The sequence below is a fragment of the Secundilactobacillus silagincola genome, from assembly GCF_002583405.1.
GTDB lineage: Bacteria > Bacillota > Bacilli > Lactobacillales > Lactobacillaceae > Secundilactobacillus > Secundilactobacillus silagincola.
In genome coordinates this window covers 1-252 of record NZ_BCMJ01000060.1, presented here as the reverse complement: position 1 = coordinate 252, position 252 = coordinate 1, and the positions used below count along the sequence as shown (strand labels likewise).

General features: G+C 35.3%; 1 protein-coding gene. It reads right to left on the bottom strand.

Annotated elements, in window-relative coordinates; translation table 11 throughout:
- Positions 1–48: 48 nt before the first annotated feature.
- Positions 49–252 (bottom strand): transposase (locus CES82_RS12210; protein ID WP_143466319.1); only part of this gene is annotated, 204 nt, incomplete at its 5' end.

Genomic DNA, 252 nt, shown 5'->3' with positions numbered 1-252 from the left:
GCTCTTTGACAACTGTTGTTGGTAAATTTATTAAATCAGTTCTAATCACTATTTCGTGATTAGGACTTTTTTAGTCTTAATACGCAAGGTATAAAGTACTCTTGCCCTAAACTTACGGAAGCTTTTGTAGCCAAAACCAGCTCGTTTAATCGCTTTAATTTTATTGTTAGTACCCTCTAGTGGTCCGTTGGTATAAGGATAATTAAAAGTGTTCTTGATCTCGTCATGATGTTCTCTTAACGTTTCCAACGC